General features: G+C 42.2%; 19 protein-coding genes and 1 pseudogene. 3 read left to right on the top strand and 17 right to left on the bottom strand.

Translation table 11 applies throughout. The features are described from left to right. Positions 1 to 434 precede the first annotated feature (434 nt). From J500_RS02830 to J500_RS02800, 7 genes and pseudogenes are all read right to left on the bottom strand, one after another. Positions 435 to 1,199, bottom strand: a complete 765-nt coding sequence (locus J500_RS02830; RefSeq protein WP_004992035.1) for a DUF1266 domain-containing protein — start codon at positions 1,197 to 1,199, stop codon at positions 435 to 437. 181 nt (positions 1,200 to 1,380) lie between these two features. Next, positions 1,381 to 2,571: an HlyD family type I secretion periplasmic adaptor subunit gene (locus J500_RS02825; protein ID WP_004988690.1), complete on the bottom strand. Its 1,191-nt coding sequence runs from the start codon at positions 2,569 to 2,571 to the stop codon at positions 1,381 to 1,383. Further along, positions 2,568 to 4,721 (bottom strand): type I secretion system permease/ATPase, encoded by a 2,154-nt coding sequence (locus J500_RS02820; protein WP_034698063.1) that lies wholly within the window; start codon positions 4,719 to 4,721, stop codon positions 2,568 to 2,570. Before J500_RS02820 ends, J500_RS02825 begins: the two co-directional genes overlap by 4 nt. Next, positions 4,718 to 6,218 (bottom strand): annotated as a pseudogene (locus J500_RS02815) (TolC family outer membrane protein). The gene J500_RS02820 and the pseudogene J500_RS02815 overlap by 4 nt, the downstream one beginning before the upstream one ends. Positions 6,219 to 6,482: 264 nt before the next feature. Continuing rightward, entirely contained in the window at positions 6,483 to 8,099 is a 1,617-nt protein-coding gene (locus J500_RS02810; protein WP_004994484.1) for a hypothetical protein, read from the bottom strand. Further along, on the bottom strand, positions 8,057 to 8,509 hold the full coding sequence (locus tag J500_RS02805; protein WP_034698060.1) for a hypothetical protein: 453 nt from the start codon (positions 8,507 to 8,509) through the stop codon (positions 8,057 to 8,059). The genes J500_RS02810 and J500_RS02805 overlap by 43 nt, the downstream gene beginning before the upstream one ends. After that, a complete protein-coding gene (locus J500_RS02800; protein ID WP_004994486.1) occupies positions 8,506 to 8,727 on the bottom strand; it encodes a BapA/Bap/LapF family prefix-like domain-containing protein in 222 nt (73 codons plus the stop codon). Before J500_RS02800 ends, J500_RS02805 begins: the two co-directional genes overlap by 4 nt. Before the next feature lie 613 nt (positions 8,728 to 9,340). Between J500_RS02800 and J500_RS02795 the strand changes: the two genes are divergently transcribed. Beyond that, on the top strand, positions 9,341 to 9,685 hold the full coding sequence (locus J500_RS02795; protein ID WP_004988700.1) for a winged helix-turn-helix domain-containing protein: 345 nt from the start codon (positions 9,341 to 9,343) through the stop codon (positions 9,683 to 9,685). 25 nt (positions 9,686 to 9,710) lie between these two features. On the opposite strand, the gene hemN is transcribed toward J500_RS02795, so the two are convergent. The 5 genes from hemN to J500_RS02770 form a co-directional block, all read right to left on the bottom strand. Further along, positions 9,711 to 11,075, bottom strand: coding sequence for an oxygen-independent coproporphyrinogen III oxidase (gene hemN, locus J500_RS02790; RefSeq protein WP_010588961.1), 1,365 nt, complete (start codon positions 11,073 to 11,075; stop codon positions 9,711 to 9,713). 267 nt (positions 11,076 to 11,342) lie between these two features. Next, positions 11,343 to 12,776 carry an amino acid permease gene (locus J500_RS02785; protein ID WP_034698056.1) on the bottom strand — a complete coding sequence of 478 codons (1,434 nt, stop codon included), beginning with the start codon at positions 12,774 to 12,776 and terminating at the stop codon, positions 11,343 to 11,345. Between the two features lie 187 nt (positions 12,777 to 12,963). Continuing rightward, a complete protein-coding gene (locus J500_RS02780; RefSeq protein ID WP_004988714.1) occupies positions 12,964 to 13,323 on the bottom strand; it encodes a RidA family protein in 360 nt (119 codons plus the stop codon). A 10-nt stretch (positions 13,324 to 13,333) separates the two neighbouring features. Continuing rightward, positions 13,334 to 14,437: an alanine racemase gene (alr, locus tag J500_RS02775; RefSeq protein WP_004988716.1), complete on the bottom strand. Its 1,104-nt coding sequence runs from the start codon at positions 14,435 to 14,437 to the stop codon at positions 13,334 to 13,336. Positions 14,438 to 14,466: 29 nt separating this feature from the next. Beyond that, positions 14,467 to 15,726 carry a D-amino acid dehydrogenase gene (locus J500_RS02770; protein WP_004988718.1) on the bottom strand — a complete coding sequence of 420 codons (1,260 nt, stop codon included), beginning with the start codon at positions 15,724 to 15,726 and terminating at the stop codon, positions 14,467 to 14,469. A gap of 137 nt (positions 15,727 to 15,863) precedes the next feature. On the opposite strand from J500_RS02770, the gene J500_RS02765 reads away from it, so the two are divergent. Together J500_RS02765 and J500_RS02760 are read left to right on the top strand one after the other, a co-directional pair. Continuing rightward, positions 15,864 to 16,331 carry an Lrp/AsnC ligand binding domain-containing protein gene (locus J500_RS02765; RefSeq protein ID WP_004988721.1) on the top strand — a complete coding sequence of 156 codons (468 nt, stop codon included), beginning with the start codon at positions 15,864 to 15,866 and terminating at the stop codon, positions 16,329 to 16,331. Positions 16,332 to 16,732: 401 nt separating this feature from the next. Then, positions 16,733 to 17,947: an aromatic amino acid transaminase gene (locus J500_RS02760; protein ID WP_004988723.1), complete on the top strand. Its 1,215-nt coding sequence runs from the start codon at positions 16,733 to 16,735 to the stop codon at positions 17,945 to 17,947. Positions 17,948 to 18,019: 72 nt separating this feature from the next. Here the strand turns inward: J500_RS02760 and J500_RS02755 are convergent, their stop codons facing one another. The 5 genes from J500_RS02755 to lldP form a co-directional block, all read right to left on the bottom strand. Beyond that, positions 18,020 to 18,325, bottom strand: a complete 306-nt coding sequence (locus J500_RS02755) for a hypothetical protein (RefSeq protein WP_004988727.1) — start codon at positions 18,323 to 18,325, stop codon at positions 18,020 to 18,022. A 120-nt stretch (positions 18,326 to 18,445) separates the two neighbouring features. After that, positions 18,446 to 20,164: a D-lactate dehydrogenase gene (gene dld / locus J500_RS02750; RefSeq protein ID WP_004994489.1), complete on the bottom strand. Its 1,719-nt coding sequence runs from the start codon at positions 20,162 to 20,164 to the stop codon at positions 18,446 to 18,448. 13 nt (positions 20,165 to 20,177) lie between these two features. Next, positions 20,178 to 21,335, bottom strand: a complete 1,158-nt coding sequence (lldD, locus tag J500_RS02745; RefSeq protein ID WP_004988732.1) for an FMN-dependent L-lactate dehydrogenase LldD — start codon at positions 21,333 to 21,335, stop codon at positions 20,178 to 20,180. Then, complete coding sequence (gene lldR, locus J500_RS02740; protein WP_004988736.1) at positions 21,332 to 22,084, bottom strand: transcriptional regulator LldR; 753 nt, start codon at positions 22,082 to 22,084, stop codon at positions 21,332 to 21,334. Before lldR ends, lldD begins: the two co-directional genes overlap by 4 nt. 19 nt (positions 22,085 to 22,103) lie before the next feature. Next, complete coding sequence (gene lldP / locus J500_RS02735; RefSeq protein WP_171071568.1) at positions 22,104 to 23,765, bottom strand: L-lactate permease; 1,662 nt, start codon at positions 23,763 to 23,765, stop codon at positions 22,104 to 22,106. Positions 23,766 to 23,783 lie beyond the last annotated feature (18 nt).

Genomic DNA, 23,783 nt, shown 5'->3' with positions numbered 1-23,783 from the left:
ACTATCTTTGCAATGATAAACATCGGCTAGAACAAGATGTTAAGATCACACATCAACTATTCATCAGTTTTCAGCTCATTTGATTTTAAATGTTTTTTGATCAGCAAATGTGATGTCCATCGAAAAAGATCGTTTTATTATTAGGATAATCAGTTTTATCATCAGAACAGATTAAACTCACCAAGCTTTTTTTAAAGCTTAGCGTTGAAATATGCTTGATTCTGACGATTCAGTACAGCTAAAAATAAATGTGGATCGAAAAATACAGCTTCGATGCTTAGGCTCTAAATGCCAAAAGCCCTCATCATGTGATAAAGGCTTTTGTTCTGGATAGATCAATAGTGTTCAATACAGTTCATTTTATCAATGTGTTAGATAAACCAACTCAATGGATATCTCGATTTAAATCTACAATGACTGCATTGTGATTCAAATTACCAATCTTTTTCCAATCTCATATTCCAATCCAATTGAAAAGGGCTATGGGCTTGCTTCTCAAGTTTTTCAATGATTTTAATTGTATTCTGATCGGCTGTTAATTTCAGCTCGGTCTCTGTGGAATACAACCAAAATCGGAAACCATAAATATAGCTACGATTAAAATCATGCCATGAGTTAAATAACGGCTGAATTTTCTGACAAATCACCAGTGAGCGTTGAAGTGCATCTTCCTTAGTGATCATGCCTGCAAGATAAAAATCAGATAAAAGATATACCGCACGACCAAGATCCCATGCCAATATTGCTTGGTCTGCAAATTCCTGTGTTGCATCAAAACTTACACGGTCTAATTGTTGATGTTTTATATTCGATGTAATTTTTTGATTATGTCTTTCAAAATCCTGTCGGCTGAGTCCTAAGAGTTGCATTTCATCTACATATTTTAAAAGCAGCGCATTATGTAATCCCTGTTCACTGGTCAATTCAGCAATCATGGCATTACCTTCTTCTAAATCATGTATCCCCCAATGTTTGATCAGGTTCTGTTTAGCCAGTTCAGTGGTTTGCTTTTTTTTGGCTACGCCGCCAAATACATAATTCAAATTACGTTGATTCAGCGTTAAAAGTACAGCGCATGTTCCGTTCATCCACAAGATCGCTGGTGTGGCCTTGTTTCCCTCTGGTTTAGGTTTTTGAAAAAAAGACCATGCTACTGCAATCAACACCAGTCCAATTACTAGATACGTAATATATTCCATACAACATTTCCCCAAATCATCAATAAAAATAAAAATGCTTTCTAATTTTTTTAAATGCACAACCCTATCTAGGCATGGAGCAAATGATCAGATAATGAAAGATTCTTCATGACAAACTTATGCTTCATCATCTTTTTTAGATTGACCCGTATGCTCCACCTAGACATTTACTTACATGGTTTTACCGCTCTCTTAACGCTTCTTTAGCTTTGTTAAACGGTTTTAATAAATAATCCAGTACCGTCTTCTCACCCGTACGAATATCCACCGTCGCCACCATCCCTGGCGTGATACTAAACGACTTGCCTTCTTTGTTATAAAGCTTGTCAGAATCGGTACGGATATACACCCGATAATAAAACTGATCCTGCTTCACCTCATCTCGAATCGTATCTGGCGAAATCACTGTCACCTTGCCTTTTAACCCCCCATAAATCGAGTAGTCATAGGCGGTGATTTTGACCAGTGCTTCCTGACCCGGATGAATAAAGGCAATATCTCGTGGTGAAATACGTGCTTCAATCAACAATTGTTCATCCAGTGGCACAATGGTCATCAACTTGCCATTTTGTGGAATCACCCCACCTTGCGTGGTCACTGCAATTTCCTTGACCACACCACGTACCGGGGCTTTAAATGTGGTGCGGTTTAAAGTGTCAGTACGACCACGTACAATCTGCATTTGTTGTTCGGTGTCGGTATTGGCTTTTGATAATTCTTCACGTGATTTGACGTAATATTGGTTACGTGCATCATTGATTTTATTTTGCAGGTCATTGGCTTCACGTTTTAAGCGTAATACTTCTACTTCACTGGCAGCACCTTTGGCAACCAAAGGTTCGGTCATGGTGAGTTCCTGCTGAACCAGTTGTAAAGCCAGTTTTAAACCCGAAATTGACTGTTCCAGATTTTCGCGTCTGGAGTTATACAAGGCGGTTTCTTCTTGTACCAGTTTCGGATCTTTTTTCACCTCATCGGGAAAGACCAATGGGGTACCATTTACTTCTGCACGTAATCGCGCTGCTGTCGCCTGTGCAGAGATCAGTAAGGATTGCGATTCGCCTACATTAGATTCAAAGCGGGTCGGATCCAGCTGTGCCAGCACTTGTCCTTTTTCGACGATATCACCTTCTTGTACATCCAGCTTGGTCAGGATTCCACCATCCAGTGATTGAATCACTTGTTCTTTAGAAGATGGAATAACTTTGCCTGTACCCGTAGAGACTTCTTCAAGTTGAAATAGTCCTGCCCAAAGCAATAATATCAGCAAGCCGATACCGATAATCCAGATCACTAAACTGGCGCGGGGTAAAGGTGGTTCTTTATAGGACACTTTTGTCGCGCGTTTTGGGTGTTGTAGTGCGTCACTCATGAACGTGCTCCTGGTCCTGTTTGAATCTGTTGGGCTACTGTGGCGGCGTTCTGGCCATTGAGGATCTGGTCACGCGGTCCATCCATGACGATTTTGCCTTCATTGACCACGATAATCCGATCGACCAGCTCCAATACTGCACGTCGATGTGTTGCCACAATTAAGGTGCGATGCCCTAGCCATGTTTTTAAGTGATCAATCAACATTTTTTCTGAAACATCATCAATCGATGCAGTTGGTTCATCCAGTAGTAAGATGTTCGGTTGTCGAATCAGTAGTCGTGCCAACAATAAGGCTTGTCGTTGTCCACCCGAGAAACCCACACCTCCCTCTAAAATCAGATGATCCAGTCCTTCTTTTTTCTCTTCAACGAAGCTTAACGCACCTGTCATTTTCAGAACTTTGAGAATATCTTCATCATTGGCCAAAGGTGCGCCAAGGGTTAAGTTTTCTCGAATGGTGCCGTAAAACAGGTGGGCATTTTGGTTTAAAAGTCCCATGTCACGACGGATATCTGATGGATCAATCAGGCTTAAGTCCAAACCATCCAGACTGATTTTGCCTTGTAGTGGAAATTGCATGCCAGACAGCAGTTGTAGTAAGGTCGATTTACCTGCGCCATTACGCCCAAGTACCGCAATCTTTTCTCCTGCCTGTATGCTCAGATTCGGGATGATCAAGGTCGGTTTGGGATCATCCTGTCCATATTGAAATACTACGCCCTTGAGTTCATAGTCACCATAGATCACAGGTTTATGAATCAGATGTGCCTGATCTGGTTGATCTACTGGCTTTTTCATCAGTTCATCCAGACTGGTTTTTGCGACTTTGGCTTGTTGTAAACGTCCCAATACCCCCGTGATTTGTGAAATCGGTGCCAGCATTCGAGAGGATAGAATCGAACAGGCCACCAATGCACCTGTGGTCATGTCTCCTTTAATCACAGCAAAGCATCCCACTAATACCACTATCGCATAGGTCAGACCCTGTATTTTTTGGGTCCAGGCAGTGAGTATCCCCACGATCTTCCGCTGCCGCATGCTGATATCAGCAGAGACTTCATTCATGTGGTTCCACTGGTTTTGAAAGCGGGATTCAGCGCGCAGTAGTTTGATGTCTTCAATGCCCTGTACTGCTTCCACTAAGATGGCATTACGAATTGAGGATTCACGCATGCCTTCTTGTGCCAGTTTGGCTAATTTTTTTTGTACCAGCAGTCCTGGCACAATCATCAATGGCACCACCAAGACCATCACCCAGAATAAGTTCCCGCCAATCAACCAGAAAATCACCAGAAACAGGAAGAAGAATGGCAAATCAGCAATGGCACTGATGGTGGTTGAGGTCACCAGTTCACGCACTCCTTCTAATTCACGGACTTGTGAAATAAAAGTCCCTGTTGATTTGGAGCGTTCTTTATTTTTGATGCGTAGTGCATGGCCAAATACCCGGTCTGAGATTTTCAGATCCGCTCGTTTTCCAATGATATCGGACAGATAAATTCGGGCAACACGTAATACAAATTCAAAGATCGCTGCCAGTAATCCCCCCCCTGCCAATACCCATAGGGTTGGATAAGACTGGGAAGGAACCACACGGTCATACACCTGCATGGAAAAGATAATGGTCGCCAATGCCAGAATATTGGCAATCAGTGAGGCGAACATGATATCGATATAGCGTTTCCAGTCTTTGAGAACAATCGACCAGAACCAGCTCGGTTCATAGGGTTTGATGTATTCATCGACGCGTGCATCAGGAATTGATGTTTCTGGTCGTACGATATAGATGTTTTTGATCAGGCTATTAAGTTGATCCAGACGAAAGCTTTGGGCTAAGCCTTGTTCTCCACTGAGCTGGATGCTGACCTGTCCTTCTCCATCCGCTTTGTCTATGACCCCGACTTGTCCATCATGAAATTCTGCGATGACGGGCAAGCGCCATGGGTTTAAGAGTTCGTTTGAGAAGGTAAGTTTGCGATAGTTCAGTCCCATTTGTCGGCAAATCAGTAATAGTACGTCATCCACCGTGTGGTTCTGGTTCCAGTCCAGTTGAAGGCGGATGCGTTCTTCTGACGGTTCGATCCGATAGTGTTTGGCGATCACAAGGACGGATTGTAACCACGGCTGATAATTGAATGCTTGACTCATGGTTGCACCTCAAATCCCTGAATTGAAAGATGGTTTAGTTGGTAGGCCTGACGAGTCCGTCCCGTGGTCTGGATAAATTGCACCAGACTGTTGTAAATGTCATAACGTGCAGTTTCAAGTTCGTTGTTGGCCGCATGAATGGCCATTTCTGCGTTAAGCAAATCCAGTACTGAGCGCGTCCCCAGTTTATATTGTTCCTGATATAGCTCACGGATTCTGACCGTGGTTGCTTGTCGTTCTGACAATACTTGTATTTGTCTTTGTTTGTTTTCGATGTTTTCGCGTGTGGTACGCAGTTGATCCAGTACATCCAGATACACGGTGTTGACTTTGGAGCGTGCCGCTTCTTCTGCATAGCTGGCAGATTTTACTTGGGCAGCCACTGCACCCCCCTGAAAGAAGTTACTGGAGGCTTCCAGCATGATGCTGTTATAAAAGCCATCGTCTTTGTTGTTATTGGGATTGACCCCATTTAGGGCCTGGCTCAGTGAACCTTTGACAGATAAGGTCGGATAGAGGCTGAGCTGAGTTTGTTTTTTTTTGGGATTTGGCAACTTCTACTTCTGCCTGTGCTGAAATCATTTTTGGGATGGTGTTAAATTCTGGATCTCTAAAGAGATCAGAGGATTGCACCAGATTTTCTGGAATCGTCCAGTTTTTATTGCTGACATCAAAGCCCAAAAGCGTGCGTAGCCGCTGTTGGTATTGTCGCAGTAAGGATTGTTGGGCGATCAGGCTCGATTGTGCCGATTGTAAGTAAGATTCGGCCTGTACAGGGTCAGCTTGACTGCTAATCCCTGCATTGGCTCGCAAGTTGGCAATATCCAGAATGCGCTGGATACCTGCCACCTGTTGTTCTCCAATCTGGCTGATGCGTTGGTAGCGTTCAATATTGATCACCGCAGAGGCAACCTGATAGGCAATATCATCAATGCTGACCAGTACGTTGGCCTGTTCTACAATCAGTTTGGCTTGTTGGGTATCGACACTGGATTTGACTTTGCCAAAGTCATACAAGAGTTGGGTAGCACTCAAGGTCAATAGCTGGCGACCACGTTCGCCTGTGGTTAAATCACCTGTACTGATTCCAGCTGTGAGTTGTGGGTAGTACTGGGCTTTGGCCACATCGATATTGGAGTTTTTTGCAGCAAGACTAGCAATACTTTGGCTGATCTCAGGGTTGCGTTGTACACCGATCTTTACTGCATCAATTAAATTACTGTGCTGTAACCTGCTGGAATCTGCCAAGGCAGATAATCTGCCTGTAGGAAGGTTATTCGATCCGATGCGAGGTAATTCATCAACACGAGATGGGTCATACTGAAAGTTACTCAATTCACTAAATTTGACCGTTTTATATTGCTGATTTGAAGTCTCTGAAAAAAAATCAAAGATATTTTTAATTTTATTTTCATCGCGATTATTATTTGCCTGAGTTTGAGTACTTGTAACACCAACAAACAATGTCGTCACGAATATAAATAGCGGATAGTTCATTGTTTATTATTCCAAGTTATTTGGGCGTATCTTTTAAACATTTATTGTCTGTTATAGTAAATAAAACTATAAACAAACTATCTATTATCAAAAAAAACCTGAACTGAATTTTGAATAAGCTAGATAATTTTCTATAGCCATCACATAAAAACAATAATATATCTAAATTGGATTTCATCATCATAAAAATCATTATAATTTAAAATCAAAAAGAAGCCGGTCAATAAAATGACCGACTTCCTTTTATGCTAGAGATATAGTTACTTAACCAATAACATCAATATTATGCTGAATCCACAGCATCGCATCGATATTCTCTTGATGAGTATAAACTTGGTAGACTTCACCACGATAAGTTTGTGTACCAGCAGACACCCAACCATCTTGATCAACAAGTTTAACTAGATCTGTATCTCCACCTTGTACCACTAACATATCCGTTGAAGAAATAGATAGTAAGTCATCAATTGAGATCGTAAGCGTATTTGCATTTTCATCTCCTAAGTGAATGGTTTCAATGCTATTCACCTTGGAAAGAATATCACCAAGATTTAAATCTGCCTTCGAATCCCAGACAAGCGTATCTGATCCTGTACCACCATCAATCAAATCAAAGTTAGTATCTTTGATGATGATATAGTCATTACCGTTGCCTGCTTCCATCACAGTTGCACCATGACGACCGTCTAATGTATTCACACCATCTGTACCAATTAACTCACCTTCACCAGTGAGATATTTAGCAGACATAGACGGAGCTTCACCTTCACCACGAATACTGCCATCAGCATTAACAATAACCGATTTAATATCTGCTGTGAGCGAGTTCACTTTGTAATCTTGATTAGAGTTAGTCCAAGTTACGACATAACCACCATCCGCTAATGCAGCCACATATGGAAGTGTATCAACACTACCTGTCCCATCAACCGTTTGTGTAGAAACTAAAGTTTCTCCACCCAGTTTATTACCTGCTGCATCAAATGACTGACTATAAACCTCACTGAGAGTATTAGATAACATTTTGGTCCAAACAATGACATACCCCCCATGCTCAAGAGCAACACCACTCATATGACCAGTTGCCATGGTTGAATACCCCACACCATTGACTCCATCAGTAGTAGTATTGACTCGTTTTTCCTGAGCATCCAGAGCAGTAATCGTCTTTGTCACATCATCATAATTGAAACGACGTGCATAAACATCAAAGCCATCCATTGTACCTTTCGCTGCGGTACCTGTCGCTGCCGTTGCTGACTCATGGTTTGAAGCCCAAAGGCTTACAAAACCACCTTCTTTCAATGCAAACGATTTTGCGCCAACTTGCCAACCATTATCAAAAATGTTTGCAACCATACTCGTCACAATCGTTGCTTTACCGTCAGAAGCGTAATCCACGACCATCAAGTTTTGCTTTGTTGGATTTATATTGGTTGCTGTAAAATCAGCATACTGGATAAGTACTTTACTACCACCCAAACTGATTGCACTCAAACTTTCAATATTTGAAGCCTTATTACCAATCGCTGCACCTGCTGGTGTTTGTGATGCACCATAAATATAACCATTTCCTCCGTTTGTTTCATCGGTTAATTTCGTACTTGTCGCATAGTTGTTATTGGAACCAGAAAAATACACATTGTAATTTTGAAGTGTACCAGAAGTATACACAACCACGTTACCGTTACTAGTTGCAACCGTATTGAAGCCGAAGTAGTAATCTCCTCCACTTACTTGAGAAGTAGAAAGTAAATTCATAGCATCGTCATAAACTTTGACAAAGCCTTTTTGACCCTGACTAGCTGTATATGCGATAGTTAAATGGCTATTAGCATCTATATAGACATTAAAACCACCATAACTATCCCACATATCCATACGGTCACCATATCCTTCAGAGTTAGCACTACCCCCGTCGGTGTATCAGTGATTTTAATAAATCCACCAACTTTTTGGCCAGTCTGATCATAGCGCTGCGCAACTAAATCATAGTTTGAAGTTCCATTAGTCTCTGTAGACTTAGTTTGGTTTTGAGCCCAAACCAATAGATACCCACCATCATCAAGTGCATATATTTTTGAACCAATATCACTATCATCAGCTTTGTTATCTACAGGTATCACTTTAGGTTCGATAACTGTAATCGCCTGATCAGTTGAGGATTGTCCTCCAGAACCATCTTTAGTTACTACAGATGCTTTAGCGGTGTAATTTCCACCTTCTAGCTGATTAGCGCCCCAATTGGCATTTACGATTTTCCAAGTATTAGCAACTGTATCAATTGTCAAACCATCAATGCTGTTGGCACCATTAATGCTACTAAAAGTACGAACCAAAACACCTTTAATGTGACTTTGACATTTCGGCCATCTTTTTCAATTCGGTTCACATCCTTAATATCAACCTGCAATAGAACCACAGAAGGTTCTAAAAGCGTTAAACTATCTTTTTGACCCTCCAAAAGAATTTCATGAGTTTTTTTTGATACAATCTTTACATTAGCCATTTAAAGTATCTCGCAAGAGTTGGCCCAATACAAATAAACTCATTCATATTTATAAAATCCGAAACAATGTAATCTTCAGAATAAATACAAATAAAATTCAATTATTTGACCAATAAAATAAAACTAGACTTTCATACTTTAAAATATACAAATCGGCCTATTTATTTTCTTATCATTTTGCGATTGCTTTTTTGTCATCAAAAACAATGTAAAAAAAACACTATAGAAATAATGAGATAGAACAAAAAGAAGACACCTAAAATTGACTATTTATTTAGAATTTCGACCCATTAAAACCAACCATTTTAATATGATTAATCAAAATTAAACTCATTATAGTTAAGATTCTTAAATTTCACCTATAACAACATCATCTAAGATAAATTTTCAAATTACCTAATAGCTAAAATAGTTTATTATATTTAATACAAGAAAATCATTTAACAATCAATACAAATCTAAAACCAACAACTTATTCTAGTGATTTAACTCAAGATAAATCATTTATTAAACAATATAAATATAATTTTATTTTTGTTTTTAAATTAGAACTTTTCTGTATTTCATTATAAAATTTTACTGATTTCCTTTTTATGATCATTATGGCTTAACAATGGCTCAACTCAAATTACGTCTTAGGTTGATGGTTGATCAAGAGATTGCTTTTGGTCCTGGAAAAGCGGACTTACTCGAAGCCATTCAAGCGACAGGTTCCATTTCTCAAGCAGCTAAAAAAATGAACATGAGCTATCGTCGCGCATGGCAACTGGTAGAAACCATGAATCAACTTTATGCTTCGGCTTTGGTTGAAACCTATAAAGGTGGCGAATCAGGTGGTGGGGCGATCGTCACCGCTTTTGGCTTTGATATTTTAAAGCAGTTTAGATATATGGAGCAAAAAGCCCTAGCTGCAATTGAAGCAGACTTCCAACAGCTTTCAGGTTATTTAAAACCCTAAGCTGTTCACGTCAATTGAAGCTAAACTAAATCGTCATCGAAAAAATCTGGTTATTCGGTATTTTACGTTTCATTCGCAAGTCAAATGCCATACAGATATTACGAACAAACGCCTTGCCTTGCTCTGTAACCTGCATACTTTTTTCACCGATTTTCAGTAATTGATCTTGCTGCATTTCTTCAAGCTGCTGTAACACTCGCGGCAACTCTTCAAAGCTTTGCGTTGGGTCTTGCCATGAGGTTTCAAACTGACACATGAGATTTAAAATATGCTGGCGAATCATCAGGTCTTCTGACGTCAAAACATGTCCACGAAACACTGGAATTTCATTGTTTTCCAGTCGAGCATAATAGTCTTCCAATACCTTTTCATTTTGAGCAAAGCTGTACCAGCTATCACTAATCGCAGACACACCCAAACCAATCATGACTTGGGTTTTAGATGCGGTATACCCCATAAAGTTACGATGTAACTGACCCTGTAAAAAGGACTGATACATCGGATCAGTTTTCAAGGCAAAATGATCCATCCCAATTTCGACATAACCATGATCCAGCAATTTTTGTTTGCCGGCTTCATAAAGTTTTCGTTTCACTTCATCTTTGGGCACATCATGATCTTTAAAACCACGCTGACCATTGCCTTTAATCCACGGCACATGCGCATAACTATAAAAAGCCAAACGGTCGGGCAATAATCGATTAGTTTGGTCTATGGTATACAGCACATCGTCCAATTCCTGAAAAGGCAAGCCAAACACCAAATCATGGGAAATCGAGTCATAACCAATTTCTCTCGCCCATTGCGTCACATTGGCGACATTTTCAAACGGTTGAATGCGATGAATCGCTTTTTGAACCTTTAGACTATAATCCTGAACCCCAAAACTTACGCGACGGAACCCGAGATCATACAACGCCTGTAAATGTGCTTTGCTGGTGTTGTTCGGATGCCCCTCAAAACTAAACTCATGATGTTCAGCAATCTCAGCCTGATCCAAAATACCATGAATGAGTTGTTGTAGATGTTCGACTGAAAAAAAGGTCGGCGTACCACCACCCAAGTGGATTTCACGAATAATCGGTTTTTCTTCCAATAATTCACAATACAATGACCATTCTTTGAGTACCGCCGCAATATACGGCGCTTCAACTTCATGGCGTTTGGTGACTTTTTTATGGCAACCGCAAAAAGTACATAAGCTTTCACAAAAAGGTAAATGAATGTACAGGCTGATGCCTTCACTTGCATTTGATTCAATAAAAGATTGGCGCAAGGTTTGCTGCCAAGCCTCTAGTGAGAATGTATCTTCCTGCCAATAAGGAACAGTCGGATAACTGGTATAACGAGGTCCTGGAACATTATATTTTTGAATCAAAACATTTGACATTTCAATATACCCAAATACCTTTATCTTTTTATTATAATCCATTTAACCCTATACAAAAACCTCAAAAATAAATTAATTAAAATTAAATAACTAATAAAAACAATATTTTAATTTTAAAAAATAATCATTCTCATCCATTTCTGTTTTTAAAATTAGATATTATAAAACCTATGATTTTGGTTGGGATTAAAATAATTTATCAAATTAATTAAAATAAAAAAGGCATATTTATTTAAATAGATATGCCCTCAAAAAAGCGCGATTTAATTAAGAACTTTTTAGCTGTTTGAGTCGCTTGATACGTGGTTTATACAGCAACTGATACGTTACCGCCAAAATCAACAACCATAGCGGACTCACATATAAGGCTTTTAATGTATCGGGTTCCAGTGCCAAAATCACCAAGGTGAACAGCAAGAATGCCAATACCACGTAGCTCATCCAGATTCCACCCGGCATTTTAAAGGTCGACTGGGCATGTAATTCAGGTCTGAGTTTACGATAACGCAGATAGCACACCATGATCAGCCCCCAAACGCTAATAAATAAAATCACGCAAAGAGAACTGGCTAAGGTAAAGGCTTCAATGGTATTGGGTACAAAATACTGTAATGCCGCACCCGCCATAATAAACAGACAGGAAAACACCAAACCATTAGCTGGAACAGCGCGTTTGGATAACCGCGCCAATGCTTGCGGTGCCTGCCCCCCACGGGATAAACCAAATAGCATCCGACTGGTCGAAAACACACCACTGTTCATGGAGGAGGTTACTGAAGAAAGTACCACCAGATTCATAATAATCGCTGAAGTTGGAATCCCTGCATGTAAAAATAATTCAACAAATGGGCTTTTATTAGCACTGATCATATTCCACGGTGTGACTGACATCACCACCAATAATGCCAACACATAAAACAAAATGATCCGAATCGGGATTGCATTAATCGCTTTGGGTAAATTCTTTTTCGGATCTTTGGTTTCGGCTGCTGTGGTGCCAATCAGCTCCACTCCGACAAAAGCAAACACCGCAATCTGAAAACCTGCTAAAAAACCCTCGGTACCTTTAGGAAACATGCCACCCGAAGACCAGAGATTACTTAAAGAAGCAACGGTACCCGTTGGTGCCTGAAAATGGCTAAACACCATAAAACCACCAATTGCAATCAATCCAAGAATCGCCAAAATCTTGATCAAAGCAAACCAGAATTCGACTTCACCAAATAAACGCACGGTGAGCAAATTCAGCGCCAATACAAACAATACACAGCCCGCACTGATCAGTGCTTGTCCCATCGGTGTAAAACTTACGCCATCAGGCAACCAAAAACCCAGATAATTAATAATCGCCGCCAGATCGGCTATCCCCACCAATCCCCAGCCGAGCCAATAGGTCCAACCCATATAATAGCCTGCACTCGGGCCGATCAAATCATGTGCCATATCAACAAACGATTTGTAATGCAGATTCGCCAACAATAGCTCGCCCAACGCGCGCATCAGGAAGAAGAACATGACCCCAATGATCATGTAAATAAATAAAATTGAAGGTCCTGCCAATGAAATGGTTTTACCAGAACCCATAAATAGCCCAGTGCCAATCGCACCGCCAATCGCAATTAGTTGCAAGTGTCGATTGGAGAGTTTACGTTGAAGATCATGCGACGAATGTTCGTCTTCAGAATGACGTACTGTTGTCATGATTAAATATCCTTTTTAAATGTCCCTTTTTTTGATCAATTCTGTGTGACTGCCAACCAAAATAACAAGGCAGAAACCGCAGAATTGATGCCGAGTAGCATCAAAATAAAAACCAGAAGGCATCCTTTTCCGTGGCAATTCTGGTTTTAAAATTAAACATTAGATGAATGAAAATAGATCAATCGGTTTATTGCTGTGCTGCAATCACGGCGATTTCAATCAACCACGCGGGATTGACTAAATCTGCCTGAATCGTAGCGCGGGCAGGCGTTGCCAATCCATCTAACCACTCAATCCAGATCGCATTGACTTGAGCAAAGTCATCTAGGTTTTTAATAAAAAGCTGCGCTGAAAGCAGACGCGACTTATCACTTTTCGCCTGCGCTAAAAGTTGATCGATGGTCGCCAAGATTTCGCGGGTCTGACCTTCAATATCAAGCTCCGTGTTTTTGGGTACTTGTCCCGACAAATACACCACTTGATTAAAAATGGTAGCCGAACTCATCACCTGATTGCTGTTAATTCTTTCAATATTAGAGACTGACATCACTCTATCCTTATGCTTCAATAAAAAATGGAACACGTGCGGTTACACCACACATCAATTCATAACCCACGGTGTCTGAGGTCGCTGCGACTTCATCAATTGGCAAAATCGTACCCGAACGAGATTTGCCCCAAAGCACCACTTCACTGCCAATTACCGCATCTGCAATCTCGGTCACATCGACCGCCAACATATCCATACTGACCCGACCAATCGTGCGAGTGCGGATGCCATTGACCAACACAGGCGTACCCGTAGCAGAAATACGCTGATAACCATCGGCATAACAACAGGCCACAATCCCGATTTTCATGGCTTGCTCGACCTGAAAGGTTGAGCCATAACCGACCGTTTGCATGGGTTGTAAATCTTGAATGGCAATGATTTCACTGCGTAGACTCATACTGGGTTGTAAATCCCAGTCCTGAATCGAGTGTTGGGGAAAATCAGGCGAGCTGCCATAAAGTAAAATGCCCGCACGGACAGTTTTAGAAGTCAGTTGCGAACCATGCCGCAGGATCGCAGCGCTGTTACAAATCGAGCGTTCACCTGGTAAATCCTGCACTGTGTCTTCAAAGATTTTGAGCTGTACCTCAATCCCAGATTGCCCCAGACGCTCACCATCGGCATCGGAAAAATGCATCATATGCGTGAGGCTATTTACTGTGTTGCAAGATCGAAGTGACTGCCATATTTCGCGGTAATACTGTGGCTGAAAACCCAGACGATTCATGCCGCTGTTCATTTTCAGGAAAATATCAAACTGAGCAGGCTCAGGATGCTGTCGCACCCATGTCGCTTGTATTTCACTATGGACACTAAAACTGAGTTGGTAAGCTGTACAGTCAAACAAATCCTGCGCTGAAAAAATGCCTTCGAGCAGCAAAATTGGCCCTGTCCAGCCGAGTGCACGTAAGCGTTTGGCTTCATCGATATCTAGTAAGGCAAAACCATCAGCGGTTTTGAGGGCGGGATAAACCCGTTCAATGCCATGCCCATACGCATTGGCCTTTACTACTGCAAAGACCTCATGCTGTGAGGCATGCTTTCTGGCAATGTTAAGATTATGTGCCAAAGCATTTTGATGAATGATGGCACGGATTGGACGTGGCATGGTTCTTCCCTGAACTTGAGTATTTGATCTTAAGCTGCGTGTGAATAACGCAGGATCGATAAGCCTTCGGTACTAATTTCAGGCTGATGATTAAGCACAAGGTCGCTAATCAACTTGCCTGAACCACAGGCCATGGTCCAACCAAGTGTGCCGTGCCCTGTATTTAAAAACAGATTACTAAACCGCGTCGCACCGATGATTGGGGTACTGTCTGGCGTCATTGGACGTAAACCTGTCCAGAATGAGGCTTGCGCCATATCTCCGCCTGGGAACAGATCTTGAGTGACCATTTCTAAGGTGGCACGACGATCCTCATTCAATCCCAGATTAAATCCACTGAGTTCCGCCATTCCACCGACACGAATCCGCTGATCAAAACGGGTAATGGCTATTTTATAGGTTTCATCAAGCACAGTAGATTGCGGTGCAAATTCAGGCTGAACGATCGGAATCGTCAGTGAATAACCTTTAACAGGATAAACGGGTAAATTTAAATGCAAGGGTTTGAGGAAATCGCGCGAATAACTTCCAAATGCCAACACATAACGATCCGCAGTTAAAACCTGACCGTTGACTCGAACACCTTTGATTTCATCACCTTCGACCAGCAAGGCTTCAACATTTTGGTTAAATTGAAATTCAACCCCCAACGCTTTGGCTTTTTCTGCTAATGCATTGGTAAATAAATAACAATCACCTGTTTCATCATTGGGTAAATGTAAACCACCGACCAGCTTGTCTTTGGCATATGCCAGTGCGGGTTCAACCTTGGCTAAATCATTTTGATCAAGCAATTCATAACTGACACCGCACTCTTTGAGGACTTTGATATCCCGATGAACCGCCTCGAGTTGGGATTCGTTACGAAACACCTGCAAGGTGCCTTTGGCACGGTTTTCATAACTGATCCCCGTGGTTTCACGTAGTTCTTTTAAACAATCGCGGCTATATTCGGCCACGCGCATCATCCGTTCTTTATTTTTGGTATAGCTTTCTAGATTGCAGTTTTTCAGCATTTGTGCCATCCATTGTAGTTGCCACATGCTGCCATCAATATTAATCGCAAGCGGTGCATGATGCTGAAACATCCATTTCACTGCTTTAAACGGAATCCCTGGTGCTGCCCAAGGGGTCGAATAACCTGGGGAAACTTGTCCTGCATTACCAAAACTGGTTTCTTCGGCAGGCCCAGCTTGACGATCCAGTACCGTGACTTGTGCTCCCTGTTGCGCAAGATAGTACGCACTTGCGACACCAATCACACCACTCCCTAAAACGATCACGCGCATTTTTCTTCCCTCACGCAGTCCAGTGAATTTAACTAGTATATTTTTGCTTCAATAGTTTATTTCACTGTTTTAGGCACTATAATCTAGGAAAATTGGCAGTTTTGTCGTGTAGAAATTCTAAAAAAAGGAAAAAAATAATGCGACCACTGGATCGAACTGATCGGCAGATTCTGGATATCCTGCAACGTGAAGGACGTATTGCGATCAGTGAATTGGCGTCTAGAGTCAACTTATCAACCACGCCCTGTTCAGAACGGGTCAAGCGGCTAGAACGTGAGGGCATCATCATAGGTTACTATGCACGGCTCAATCCTGCACATGTCGATCGAAATTTACTGGTATTTCTGGAAATTAAGCTTTCTGCCAAATCAGGCGATGTATTTGATCAAGTTGCCCGTGATCTGATTGAAGTACCGGAAGTGTTAGAATGTCATTTAATTTCAGGTGAATTTGATTATCTGGTCAAAGCCAGATTGAAAGAAATGAGTGCTTACCGAAAATTATTGGGCAATATTTTAAAAAAACTGCCTGCATCGGCTTCATCGCATAGCTATGTGGTGATGGAAGAAATTAAGGAAACTTTGTATCTAGATTTATCTCAATAAAGAATTTTATTCAGATATATTCTCGTCAAAAGAGAATTTGCATACTGTTTCCGCAAATTAAGCTTCCTTTAAGTCTCAAGTTTTAAATTGAAGTCCTCAGAGCTTAAAACTTTTGCCACACTCCCCTGTGTGGTTTTTTTTGGCTAAAATTTAGAAAATTGCACTTTTTTAATGCATTTCTATCCTAAAAAACGCATCGAAGTATAAAAAAGTTTTAACATTCACTTCAGTAATCTTTGCAAACCAAGATTAAGAATTTTTCAGTTCTAAGACTAGAAGAGCATGGCACGATACAGGTCTTACTGCTACATTAGTCAGGTTTGATGTTTGCTTAAATCTCATGCACTCGCACCAACTCCGCGCAGTTTTGGTTCAAACTGCGAAATGAAAGGATTTTTTTGATGTTTCAACATATCCCCCCATATGCAGGCGATCCGATTTTATCGCTTATGGAACAATTCAATGCCGACCCACGTCAAGGCAAAGTCAATTTAAGTATTGGTCTTTATTATAATGAAGACAGTATTGTGCCTCAGCTTGATACCATTATTGAAGCGCAAAAACGCATTGAACCCCTGCAAAGCAAAACCAAGCTATATTTGCCAATGGAAGGCTTCAAACCTTATCGTGAAGCGATTCAAGCGTTATTGTTTGGAACAAATAGCCCTGCTGTAAAAAGTGGTCGCGCTGTCACCATTCAGACTTTAGGTGGTTCAGGTGCGCTTAAGGTTGGCGCGGATTTTCTTAAAAATTATTTTCCAAATTCTGAAGTCTGGGTCAGTCAGCCGACTTGGGATAACCATGTAGCCATTTTTAATGGAGCAGGCTTTAAAACCCATTTTTATCCATATTTTGATGCCCAAACGGGCGGTGTGAATTTTGAGGGAATGCTCTCTGCCCTGAAACAACTGCCTGAACAAAGTATTGTGTTATTGCACCCATGCTGCCATAACCCAACGGGCGCAGATTTAAATCCTGCACAGTGGGATCAAGTGATTGAAGTACTGAAAGCGGGCAATCTGATTCCATTTTTAGATATTGCCTATCAAGGCTTTGGCGATGGTATGGATCAGGATGCTTATGCGATTCGTGCGATGGATCAAGCAGGTCTGAATTTTATCGTCAGTAACTCTTTTTCCAAAATTTTCTCACTTTATGGCGAACGTGTCGGTGGTCTGACTTTTGTTTGTGATGATGTTGAAGCCGCTCAAGCCACTTTTGGCCAGTTAAAAGCCACTGTACGTCGTATCTATTCTAGCCCACCTACCACAGGGGCTTGGTTGGTGGATCAGGTTCTTAACGATGCTGAGTTAAATCAACAATGGCAGGGCGAAGTTCAGCACATGCGTGAACGTATTATTAAAATGCGTCAAATCTTACGTGACGAATTAAGCAAAGCCTTGCCAGATCGCGACTTTAACTATCTGGTAGAACAAAAAGGCATGTTTAGCTATACAGGTCTTACTGGCGAGCAAGTCGACACCTTACGTGAAGACTATGCCATTTATTTGGTGCGCAGTGGCCGTATCTGTGTCGCGGGTCTCAACATGAATAATATCTATGTGGTCGCAAAAGCTGTGGCAGAAGTCTTGGCTAAAGCGCCTACACCAGCTTAAGCATTGATCCACGACGAAGCATTAAACAAAGCCTGAGATAAACATCTCGGGCTTTGTTACTTTACGTTTAAATTAACGACCATACCCTGGATCAGGGTTAGTTGGTCGGTTAAAACCTGGATCAATCTGATTTGACTGGTTATTTTCTCCCGGACGTAAACCACCATTGTTTGAGCCTGACGGATAGTTATAACCAGGATCGGGATGATCATGGGTGGTTTCCCCAGGTCGCAATCCACCATGATCATGTGCAGGTGGACGGCTAAAACCGGGGTCTGCTTGACGGCCTGATTGATTGATATGATCATCAGGCGTCACGATACAAGCAGTCATTAATGTTGCAACTGCCAATGCAGCCAATATGGTCTTGATGTGCATCAATCTTCTGCTCCTTAAAATAGTTGTTATCAGGTGCTTAAAATTAGCGTGAGTTGTTTGATTTAGACTTTTAAATTATGACGAATTCTAGCAAGGATAAAGTTGCAACTATGTAACCCACTAGGATGAAATCTTGCTTTTACCCCAATATTTAAGCTTAGACGTATGTCCAATTCCGACATTAAAGCTATTGGTCGGATCGAGCTTTTGATAAAAATTGGCTAACGCTGGTTTGGCGATATATAAATGTCCTACATTATGTTCTGCTGGATATTCTGCTCGACGTGCATCCAGCAATGTCCACATTTGATGTTCCATCGCTAAAGGATCAACGCCTTTTTTGACAATATAGTCCTGATGAAACACATGGCAGAAAAAATGCCCATAATACAGTTTATGTAAAATTTTCTGTTCCATGTCAGTAGGAAGTTGTTCAACCCAGTCTCGATCGTTACGGCGCAGGGCAATATCCAGTGCCACAATATCTTCTACTTCGCTACGATGGGTATCGCGATAACGTATCGCAGCCCCCGCGATGGCAAAGCGATGTAAAAAGGCTTTTCGGCCTTCCTCCTCATCACATAAAAAATAAGCCCCAGTCGCATGTACAGCAAAATATTCTTCTAAAAATTGTTCAGTCTGATCTTTACTATTGTTTTCCACTCGTAAAATCAAATGATGCTCATATTGATCGTGAAACTCTGTCATACGTTTAGGTAAATGATTCGGCAAAAAGAAAGTCAACGCTTGTAATAAATGATCCGTCAGTCCTTTAATTTTAAATTTTTCCAGAAAACCATCCACCTTATCTTTTAAAGCAAAAGCTTTCGGGACATTGGCGGTACCAAATTTTTCAATAAACAGAAACGTGTCTTTGCCATACTTCTCCCCAATCCGATATGCATCACGATGAATATATTCCCCTGCAATCGGTAAACTGGGTAACGACGTTAGTAGATAACGACGAATTGCCGTCAGGTCATTGGCATCGTTACTGCCAATATAGAACACATCGCTTGCCACTTTTTCATACGTATCCAAACGTACTGCAAATACACAAACTTTTCCCGCTGAACCCGAAGCCTCAAACAAACGTGAAGGATCTGCGTTAAATCGTGCTGGACTATCTGCATCCACCTGTGTCACATCATGCGCATAACGCTGATCGGATGCCTGACGCGTTGCATCATGCTGTATATCGCTGACCTGATATTGCTGCTGCTCTAATCGACTTAAAATTTCCTCTGGAGTTTGTCCCAGATCAATGCCTAAATGATTGATCAGACGTAACTGTCCCTGATCATCCACCTGCGCATACAGTGCCAGTTCAGTATAGGCTGGCCCACGACGAACCAATGCTCCACCCGAATTATTACACACGCCGCCTAACACCGATGCGCCAATACAGGACGAACCAATCACCGAATGCGGCTCACGCTGATAAGGCTTTAAAATCTGTTCAAGATTATCCAGCGTCGCACCCGGTAAACACACCACCTGTTTACCTTGATGAATCACCTGAATGCCTTTTAAACGACGTGTACTCATGATAATCACAGGACGGTCATAGTCTTCGCCATAAGGTGTTGAGCCGCCGGTCAGCCCCGTATTGGCCGCCTGCATGATCACAATACAATCTGCGCCAATCACAGCCTGTAATACCTGCCATTGTTCCAACAAGGTTCCTGGACAGACCACGGCCAACACTTTGCCTTCACCAAAGCGTCGACCCTGACGGTATTGCCGAGTCTGTTGATCATCGGTCAACAGATGGGATTTACCCACGATCTTTTCAAGCTGATTCAATAGCTGCGTGGCTATAACAGGCTGTTGTGTCATCAAATCGATCCTTTTATTCGGCTTGCATCAATTTATTGACCTGTACCAGACAATCCGTATTAATATCTGCAATGCTTTTTGCACCGGTTAAGGTCATGGCAACCCGCATTTCTTTATCAATCAGATCCAGTAAATTGCTTACTCCTTGTCCCCCTGCGGCGGCAAGTGCATAAACAAATGCTCGACCTAACATCACGCTATCTGCACCCAACGCCAGCATACGCACCACATCCAGACCGTTACGGATTCCGGAATCGGCCAGAATGGTCAAATCGCCTTTGACTGCATCGGCAATCGCAGGCAAGGCACGTGCTGAGGACATCACGCCATCGAGCTGACGCCCACCATGATTGGACACCACAATCCCATCGGCGCCAAAACGTACCGCATCTTTGGCATCTTCTGGGTCTAAGATGCCTTTGATGACCATCGGGCCATCCCAAAATTCACGAATCCATTCCAGATCTTTCCAAGAAATGGATGGATCGAAATTAGAACCCAACCAACCGATATAATCTTCTAGCCCAGTCGGCTTACCTAAATATTTGGAAATATTGCCCAGATCATGTGGACGTCCTAACAAACCGACATCCCATGCCCATTGTGGATGCGTTACCGCTTGCAAATAACGGCGCATCGCTGCATTGGGGCCACTCATGCCTGAATGTGCATCGCGATAGCGTGCGCCCGGTACTGGCATATCTACCGTGAATACCAAGGTCGAACAACCCGCTGCTTTGGCACGTTCCAGTGCATTGCGCATAAAACCACGGTCACGTAACACATAGAGCTGAAACCACATCGGACGCTTAATGGCAGGCGTAACTTCTTCAATCGGACACACAGAAACAGTCGATAAGGTAAATGGAATCCCCTTTTTATCTGCGGCGACTGCGGCCTGTACTTCACCCCGACGTGCATACATGCCTGTTAAACCCACAGGAGACAATGCCACAGGCATCGACAGGGTTTCATTAAAAAGTTTGGTTTCCAGACTCAAACTGGACATATCGTTCAACACACGTTGTCTTAATGCAATTTGCGATAAATCTTCAACATTTCGCTTCAGCGTATATTCTGCGTATGCCCCGCCATCAATATAATGAAATAAAAAAGGTGGCAAACGACGACGCGCCGCTTCACGATAATCATTTGAAGAAGAAATAATCATGTTGGATCAATCCTATGTAAACGTGTAGCACGTTTCTGGCGAGCTTCGTCTTCATCCAGAGAACGTACATGATCGATGACAAATTCAATATGGCCACACACTGCATCTCGTGCTGCCTGAGCGTCTTTACGGTCAATGGCATCCATCACCTGAAAATGCTGATCACTGAGTAGATCGGCACTAATCGGATGTTCATAGACTTTTTTACGCCCTAAAAAGACGTTGTATTGCAATAAATCAAATAAACTGCGCATCATTTGAATCAGCACCACATTATGCGATGCTTCGGCAATCGCCAGATGAAAATTGGCATCAGCAACTGCCGCTGCTGCGGAATCCCCATGTGCCTGATGCCGTGCTATTTCATCAAAATACTGATGGATCTTGGCGCGATCAGCGTCGGTTGAACGCAAAGCAGCATACCAAGCTGTCCCGCCTTCAAGTACCAAACGCGATTCCTGTACATCAAAACGATAATGTGGATCGTCCTGCATCAAATGGCTAATCGGTTCAACAATCAACTGCTGCGACCATGTTTCAGGTAGCTGTTGAATATAAGTACCATCGCCACGACGACTGGATAAAACTCCCAGACTAATCAATTGCTGAATCGCTTCACGTAGCGATGGACGCGAGATCCCCAAACTGGTCGCGAGTTGACGCTCGGCAGGCAAACGATCTCCTTGTTTGAGATTACGCTGCTCAATAAGCGTCTGTAACTTTTGTACCACCTGATCAGAGACTCGCATTATTTTTCCTTCAATTTCGCTAAGGAATCATCCAAGGTACAATATAAGCCTGTACCGTCACGATGATCCCCACAAAGATGGTAAATATGATGCTATGTTTTACGGTAAAACGGAACAAATCTGATTCTTTTCCAACTAATCCCACTGCTGCACAAGCAATAGCAATCGATTGCGGTGAAATCATTTTTCCTGTGACCCCACCACTGGTATTTGCCGCAACCAGTAATACCTCTGGAATCCCAATTTGTTGTGCCGTCGTCGCCTGCAATGCTGAAAATAGCGCATTGGATGACGTATCTGATCCCGTCAGGAACACGCCCAACCACCCCAAAAATGGTGAGAAGAAGGTAAAGGCATGACCCGTATGCGACAATGCTAAAGCCAAAGTTGCAGATAGACCTGAATAGTTGGCGATAAAGGCAAAAGCCAACACCATCCCAATCGAATAAATCGGAACTTTCAGCTCATTTAAGGTTTCGCCAAAAGTCACCACGGCCTGCTTCGCATTCATTTTTAAGAAAATGACGCTAATCACTGCCGCAATAAAAATCGCAGTCCCCGTGGCTGAAAACCAGTCAAATTTATAAATCGCATCATAAGGCGTATGTTCAGCCACAATCGGTGGCATTTTTTCCACCAGACGATGCAAATCTGGAACTTCTATTTTAAAGATCCAATGTTCGAGTGCACCACCTTTGGCAAATAGATCCTTAAACGGTTTAATGCTCCACAAAGTCACCATCGCCGTCAAAATCGCAAACGGAGACCATGCTTTGGCAATTTGTGCAAACGAATATTGGGTGACCGATGCCGTTTGTTGATCTAGCTTTTCTGCTTCGGCGAAACGGAAAATATGCTTTGGCTGCCAGACTTTAAACAATAAAGTTAAGCTGACCAATGAGGCAATTGCTGCTGTAATATCAGGCAATTCTGGCCCAATAAAGTTTGAAGTTAAATATTGAGCAATGGCAAAAGAACCACCACCGACCAACACCGCAGGCCAAGTTTCTTTGACACCACGCCAGCCATCCATAATTGCCATGATCCAAAACAATACGATGATGACTAAAAAAGGTAACTGACGACCTACCATCTGACTGATTTCCATGGTATCCCCCCCAGAACCCTGCCCAGCCACAATAATCGGAATCCCCATCGCACCAAAGGCAACAGGCGCCGTATTCACAATCAGACATAGACCCGCAGCATATAGAGGTTTAAAACCAAGCCCCATCAGTAAAGCAGCGGTAATCGCCACTGGCGCGCCAAAACCCGCAGCCCCTTCCAGAAAAGTACCAAATGCAAAGCCTACCAACAGCATTTGTAGACGTTGATCTTCAGTAATGGACAAAATACTGGAACGAATAATGTCAAACTGACCTGTTTTCACCGAAATTTTATATAGGAATACCGCGCCTAGAATAATCCATGCAATCGGCCATAAGCCGTAAAAAAAACCGTAAATGAGCGAAGCAAAGGCCATTGCCGCAGGCATTTGATAAAAGAACAACGCAATAGCCAATGCAATCATCACGGTTAAAGTCGCCGCGATACTGCCCTTTAAACGAAATACGGCCAACGCTAAAAAGAAAAAGATAATTGGAATTAAGGCAATCAGACTAGAAAGCCAGATATTCGCCAGTGGATCATAAACTTGCTGCCAAACATTGAGCATTGTCATCTCCTTGAAATGCTGCCA

The sequence above is a fragment of the Acinetobacter sp. 479375 genome (genome assembly GCF_000581715.1).
Classification (GTDB): Bacteria; Pseudomonadota; Gammaproteobacteria; order Pseudomonadales; family Moraxellaceae; genus Acinetobacter; species Acinetobacter ursingii.
Note: the sequence above shows the minus strand (reverse complement) of the source record. Positions and strands in the feature narration are given on the sequence as shown.

Excerpts from the sequence above, each read along its gene's own strand:
- J500_RS02830 (WP_004992035.1), bottom strand. The coding sequence starts at position 1,199 with ATGGAATATATTACGTATCTAGTAATTGGACTGGTGTTGATTGCAGTA.
- J500_RS02825 (WP_004988690.1), bottom strand. The coding sequence starts at position 2,571 with ATGAGTGACGCACTACAACACCCAAAACGCGCGACAAAAGTGTCCTAT.
- J500_RS02820 (WP_034698063.1), bottom strand. The coding sequence starts at position 4,721 with ATGAGTCAAGCATTCAATTATCAGCCGTGGTTACAATCCGTCCTTGTG.
- J500_RS02810 (WP_004994484.1), bottom strand. The coding sequence starts at position 8,099 with ATGGATATGTGGGATAGTTATGGTGGTTTTAATGTCTATATAGATGCT.
- J500_RS02800 (WP_004994486.1), bottom strand. The coding sequence starts at position 8,727 with ATGGCTAATGTAAAGATTGTATCAAAAAAAACTCATGAAATTCTTTTG.
- J500_RS02795 (WP_004988700.1), top strand. The coding sequence starts at position 9,341 with ATGGCTCAACTCAAATTACGTCTTAGGTTGATGGTTGATCAAGAGATT.
- hemN (WP_010588961.1), bottom strand. The coding sequence starts at position 11,075 with ATGTCAAATGTTTTGATTCAAAAATATAATGTTCCAGGACCTCGTTAT.
- J500_RS02785 (WP_034698056.1), bottom strand. The coding sequence starts at position 12,776 with ATGACAACAGTACGTCATTCTGAAGACGAACATTCGTCGCATGATCTT.
- J500_RS02780 (WP_004988714.1), bottom strand. The coding sequence starts at position 13,323 with ATGTCAGTCTCTAATATTGAAAGAATTAACAGCAATCAGGTGATGAGT.
- alr (WP_004988716.1), bottom strand. The coding sequence starts at position 14,437 with ATGCCACGTCCAATCCGTGCCATCATTCATCAAAATGCTTTGGCACAT.
- J500_RS02770 (WP_004988718.1), bottom strand. The coding sequence starts at position 15,726 with ATGCGCGTGATCGTTTTAGGGAGTGGTGTGATTGGTGTCGCAAGTGCG.
- J500_RS02765 (WP_004988721.1), top strand. The coding sequence starts at position 15,864 with ATGCGACCACTGGATCGAACTGATCGGCAGATTCTGGATATCCTGCAA.
- J500_RS02760 (WP_004988723.1), top strand. The coding sequence starts at position 16,733 with ATGTTTCAACATATCCCCCCATATGCAGGCGATCCGATTTTATCGCTT.
- J500_RS02755 (WP_004988727.1), bottom strand. The coding sequence starts at position 18,325 with ATGCACATCAAGACCATATTGGCTGCATTGGCAGTTGCAACATTAATG.
- dld (WP_004994489.1), bottom strand. The coding sequence starts at position 20,164 with ATGACACAACAGCCTGTTATAGCCACGCAGCTATTGAATCAGCTTGAA.
- lldD (WP_004988732.1), bottom strand. The coding sequence starts at position 21,335 with ATGATTATTTCTTCTTCAAATGATTATCGTGAAGCGGCGCGTCGTCGT.
- lldR (WP_004988736.1), bottom strand. The coding sequence starts at position 22,084 with ATGCGAGTCTCTGATCAGGTGGTACAAAAGTTACAGACGCTTATTGAG.
- lldP (WP_171071568.1), bottom strand. The coding sequence starts at position 23,765 with ATGACAATGCTCAATGTTTGGCAGCAAGTTTATGATCCACTGGCGAAT.